Source organism: Bacillota bacterium, assembly GCA_012518215.1.
In the GTDB taxonomy this organism is placed as follows: domain Bacteria; phylum Bacillota; class Dethiobacteria; order DTU022; family PWGO01; genus JAAYSV01.
The window spans coordinates 1-4,707 of the sequence record JAAYSV010000012.1 but is presented as its reverse complement, the minus strand read 5'-3'; the positions used below and the strand labels follow the sequence as shown (position 1 = coordinate 4,707).

Annotated in this window: 5 protein-coding genes; 3 read left to right on the top strand and 2 right to left on the bottom strand. The window is 51.3% G+C overall.

Features of this window, described 5'->3' with window-relative positions; genetic code table 11:
- Positions 1–275: 275 nt before the first annotated feature.
- Positions 276–737 (bottom strand): SsrA-binding protein SmpB, encoded by a 462-nt coding sequence (gene smpB, locus GX364_02720; protein ID NLI69764.1) that lies wholly within the window; start codon positions 735–737, stop codon positions 276–278.
- Positions 738–1,015: 278 nt separating this feature from the next.
- On the opposite strand from smpB, the gene GX364_02715 reads away from it, so the two are divergent.
- The 3 genes from GX364_02715 to thiI all read left to right on the top strand — a co-directional run bounded on the left by GX364_02715 (position 1,016) and on the right by thiI (position 3,648).
- Positions 1,016–1,240, top strand: a complete 225-nt coding sequence (locus GX364_02715) for a NifU family protein (GenBank protein ID NLI69763.1) — start codon at positions 1,016–1,018, stop codon at positions 1,238–1,240.
- A 78-nt stretch (positions 1,241–1,318) separates the two neighbouring features.
- Positions 1,319–2,470: a cysteine desulfurase gene (locus tag GX364_02710; protein ID NLI69762.1), complete on the top strand. Its 1,152-nt coding sequence runs from the start codon at positions 1,319–1,321 to the stop codon at positions 2,468–2,470.
- Between the two features lie 14 nt (positions 2,471–2,484).
- Positions 2,485–3,648, top strand: a complete 1,164-nt coding sequence (gene thiI, locus GX364_02705) for a tRNA 4-thiouridine(8) synthase ThiI (GenBank protein ID NLI69761.1) — start codon at positions 2,485–2,487, stop codon at positions 3,646–3,648.
- 34 nt (positions 3,649–3,682) lie between these two features.
- Here the strand turns inward: thiI and GX364_02700 are convergent, their stop codons facing one another.
- On the bottom strand, positions 3,683–4,525 hold the full coding sequence (locus GX364_02700; GenBank protein ID NLI69760.1) for a prolipoprotein diacylglyceryl transferase: 843 nt from the start codon (positions 4,523–4,525) through the stop codon (positions 3,683–3,685).
- Between the last annotated feature and the right edge of the window lie 182 nt (positions 4,526–4,707).

Below are 4,707 nucleotides of genomic sequence, written 5' to 3'. Positions count from 1 at the left end.
AGCAGCGTAAGCTAAATTATCGTTGGCGTTTATAGCCTTTCCATGTTTTTACCGGGTCATGGTCCCGAGCACGCCGTTCCTGCCCTCGCAACTCCCGTCGAATCCAAACGCCCCCATGATTGACTGTCTTCTGCCGACCCGGCAAAAATGCTTGAAACCGGGGCAGGGCATTTCAACTTGATTATACACGCTTCTGACCGCTTTTTCAAGCCCGGCCGGCGCGGTCTCCCGCGTTCATAACCATTTTTCCCCGAAACGATTGTACCCGTTGGTTTTCAATATTGCCTTTCCTTGAAGGTCCGCTCCATCTCGCGCCGGGCTGCTTTCTCGGCCAGCGCGGCACGCTTGTCATACAGTTTTTTTCCCCGGGCCAGCCCTATCTCTATTTTGATCAGGCCCTTCTTGATATATACCTGAAGGGGAACCAGGGTATAGCCTTTTTCCTTCAGTTTCCCGTAGAGGCGGTCGATTTCACGGCGATGCATCAGCAGCTTGCGGGTACGCAAGGGTTCATGGTTGTAGCGGTTGCCCTGGTCATAGGTGCTGATGTGTACATTGTGGAGAAAGAGTTCTCCGCCCTCCACCCTGGCATAACCTTCACGCAGGTTGATACGTGAATGACGCACGGATTTGACTTCGGTTCCGGTCAGGACCACGCCTGCTTCGTATTTCTCATCTATGTGATATTCATGGTAAGCCTTGCGGTTGCGGCTTACCACCTTGATATTTTCGCTCATGGGTGAAAATCCTTTCTTGACATATGAAATATCCCCATTGCTGTTTTTTTATTCTTCTGCAAGGGTAGCTCGGGCAGATCCCCGGATAAAATTTTTCGACATTCACATATTACCATATTTAACCTTCCGGGGAAAGATTGACCGGTTTATTGTTCCCGCGGTAGATACACCGAAAAATTGGATACAATATGGTTGGTGTTGTCGTGCTGTTTAATTCGGTCAATTATGAATGCGTTATGGTATAATGTAACAACAATTATAAAATGGAGGGTTTTTAAATGAAAGAAAAGGTTGAAAAAGCAATTGATCTGATCCGCCCGGCCCTGCAGGCAGACGGCGGCAATGTTGAGCTCGTAGATGTGGACGAGGATAGCGGTGTCGTCAGGGTCAAGCTCACCGGCGCATGCCACGGTTGCCCGATGGCAACCATTACCCTGAAAAATGGTATCGAACGGGTAGTCAAGAAGGAGGTTCCCGGGGTTACCGAAGTAGTGTCTGTCTAGTTTTTCAATGAGAATCGATCAAAAACAAAACCCGGGATGCCGGGATTTTGTTTGTTCCGGGAAAGGTGATCATCGGCGATGGAAGTTTATCTGGACAATTGTGCCACGACTCCTCTTTATGAAGAAGTGATCGAGTACATGGGCTTCGTACAGTCCCGTTACTATGGAAACGCATCTTCCATCCACGGCAAGGGACTGGAAACCGAAAGATTGATCAACCTTGCCCGTTCAGAGGTGGCCGGGGCGCTCGGCGTTGAACCCGCGGAGGTTGTCTTTACTTCCGGGGGGACAGAATCCAATAACATGGCCATCAAGGGGATCGCCCGCCGCCATCATCGCCGGGGCAAGCATATCATCACCACCCCCATCGAGCATCCTTCTTCCCTGTACGCATGTTTGCAGCTTGAAAAAGAGGGGTTTGTTGTTTCTTTTGCCGGAGTTGATGAAAAAGGGCAGGTTGTTCTGCAACGCCTGGAAGAGATGATCACCCCGCAGACCACACTGGTAAATATCATTCATGTCAACAATGAAATCGGGACGGTGCAGGATATTGCCGCGATAGGGCATGCGATCAAGAAGATAAACCCCCGGGCAATTTTTCATGTCGATGCGGTTCAGTCATTTGGAAAAGTACCCCTCGATCCCCTCGGATCCATGGTCGATGCCCTCTCCATCAGTGCGCATAAGATTCATGGCCCCAAGGGAACGGGTGCCCTCTGGTTGAAAAAGGGTATCGATATACAGCCACTGTTGCAGGGGGGAGATCAGGAAAGGGGATTGCGGCCGGGAACGGAAAACCAGGCAGGAATTGCCGGGTTTGGCAAGGCCGTCTCCATCTATTTCGCACGCAGGGATGAACACATCAAGAAAATGAAGGAACTGAAAGTCGCCTTTGCCGAGAAATTGAATGGCGCGTTGCCGGTAAGGATAAACGGCCCGTCGCTTCATGAAGGTGCTCCGCATGTCCTCAACCTCTGTTTCGGGAAAGTAAGGGGAGAAGTCCTGACACACGCCCTGGAAGAGGATGGGATCCATGCTTCTCCGGGTTCGGCTTGCCATTCACGGCGGCCCGAACCAAGCCATGTCCTCGAAGCCATCGGCCTTGATGAACAGGAAATCCGCAGTTCTTTGCGTTTCAGTTTTTCCCCGCTCAATACTGCCGCCGGGATAGAATATGCCGCACGGAAGATCGTTGAAAAGGTAAGAAATCTTCAGGAAATCATGATGTAGGTGATCGACGCCAGATGAAATTATTTTTATTGAGATATGGTGAACTTGCCCTCAAGGGAAAAAATCGGAAAGCTTTCGAGGATCTGCTGATCAGAAATATCAGGGATGCCCTGCAAGGCATATCCGCGGAAGTGAGAAGAACATACGGGCGGCTTTTCGTGCATCTGCATGAGGAGAACCGTGAGCGCGAGGTTCTGGAACGGCTCGGAAGGATCTTCGGCCTTGTCTCGATCAGTCCGGTAGATAGCGCGCCCTTGAACATGGAAGATATACAGGCCCGGGCGTTGGCGACAATCCAGAAAGGGGCTGCCGCCCCGTTTACCTTCAAGGTGGAAACCAGGCGTTCCAACAAGGCCTTCCCCCTTGAATCACCGGAAATCAGCCGGATAACCGGGGCCCACATCCTGTCCAACGTGGCCGGCAGCAAGGTTGACGTTCATCATCCCGATATCATACTCCACATGGAAATCCGTGAGAAAGAAGCATATGTCTACCATCTTTCCTATCCCGGGTGCGGCGGCCTGCCCGTGGGCGCAAGCGGCAGAGCCCTTCTTCTGCTTTCCGGCGGCATCGACAGCCCGGTCGCCGGATGGATGGGAATGAAAAGGGGTCTGGAAATCGAGGCTCTGCATTTTCACAGTTTTCCTTTCACAAGCGAACGTGCAAAAGACAAGGTGCTGCAAATTGCCTCGATGATGGCCCGCTACAGCGGCAAATTGATCCTGCACGTGGCCGGATTTACCGGGATACAAGAGGCCATTCACAAGGAATGCCCCCCGGCGATGCGCATCACCATCATGAGGCGGATGATGTTCAGGGTGGCGGAGAGGTTGGCTGCCTCAAGGGGGGCCGGAGCACTTGTCACCGGCGAAAGTTTGGGGCAGGTGGCCAGCCAGACGCTGGAAAGCATTGCCGTAACCGATGTGCTTGCTGAAAGGCCAGTTTTCCGTCCCCTGATCGGGATGGACAAGCAGGAAATAATCGATCTTGCCCGGAAGATTGGCACTTACGAGATCTCCATCCTCCCCTACGAGGATTGTTGCACCGTCTTCGTTCCCAAACATCCGGCTACACGGCCAAAACTTCTGTATACCGAAAAAGTGGAAAGTTTTCTTGATGTAAATTCTCTTCTGGATAACTGCCTCGAAAACATTGAATCAGTCACTCTTCCGACATGATTTTCTCGCCTTTTTCCGGCAATGCTTTCAAGCTTCAGTTGGCCAGGTAATGCAGGTAGACCGAGAGGGCAATCAACAGGGAGAAGAATGCCAGATTGAGCATGGTCAGCCCGATAGCCCGGGGTGGCTCCACATCGTAGCGGTAAACAGGGGCGGCGAGGGTTTTCTCTGCCTTGCGCGCATAGTAGATCCCCGCAGCCAGCATCAATATGGAAATAATCTGGGAGAGCGAAAATACCCAGAGGAAATTGGGAGTTGAACGGAAAAAATCGACCACAAAAGAGATGGCACCGTAGCCGACCAGAAACCAGACGAAAAGTTCTCCGTGATACACGATGTTCTCCCTCTTCCTCCACAGGATATAGAAGAAGATATAAAGCAAGATTATCATATAGGCCTGATCCGGATGTAGGTGTTCCCCGTTAACCTCCAAGGCCCACGGGAGAGCAGAAGAAACTGGCAGCCCGGCAGGAATATTGCCTATCCTTGATATCGCATTGGCCAGCACCAACGAAGGGACAAATGCATCCAGCAACCTTTTGGAGGCCGAGCCCGTCAGTTGGATAAAGATCAGTGCCAGCAAAAACGCCCCCAGGAATCCACCCAGAAAAGACAGGCCGCCATCCTGGAAAGACCAGACCTGACGGGGGTCAAGTTTGTAATATTCATAATCCACAAAAATAATATGTGAAAGGCGGGCCCCGGCAACCCCGGCCAGGATAACAAGAAGGGCAAAGCTGATCATCCTGTCCGGGTTGATCCCTTTGCGCGAACATTCCTTGATGTAAATGAAAAGGGCAACAACCAGCGCAATCATGATTGACAGGCTGTATGCGGTAACGGAGAAAGGACCCCATTTAAAAAAGAGACAATCCATAAAGGCTATCCCCTTTCTTCTTCCCTGCAACTATCCGATGGGAAACAATTTGATGCAATTATCCGCCCTGACCGGGGAGACAGTTCCCATCCCCCGGGAAACCGTGACCAACGGACATCCGTAAATTATTATGACCACTTCCTTGCGGTTATAATCATCATATTTTGCTTCTGTGTACCTTT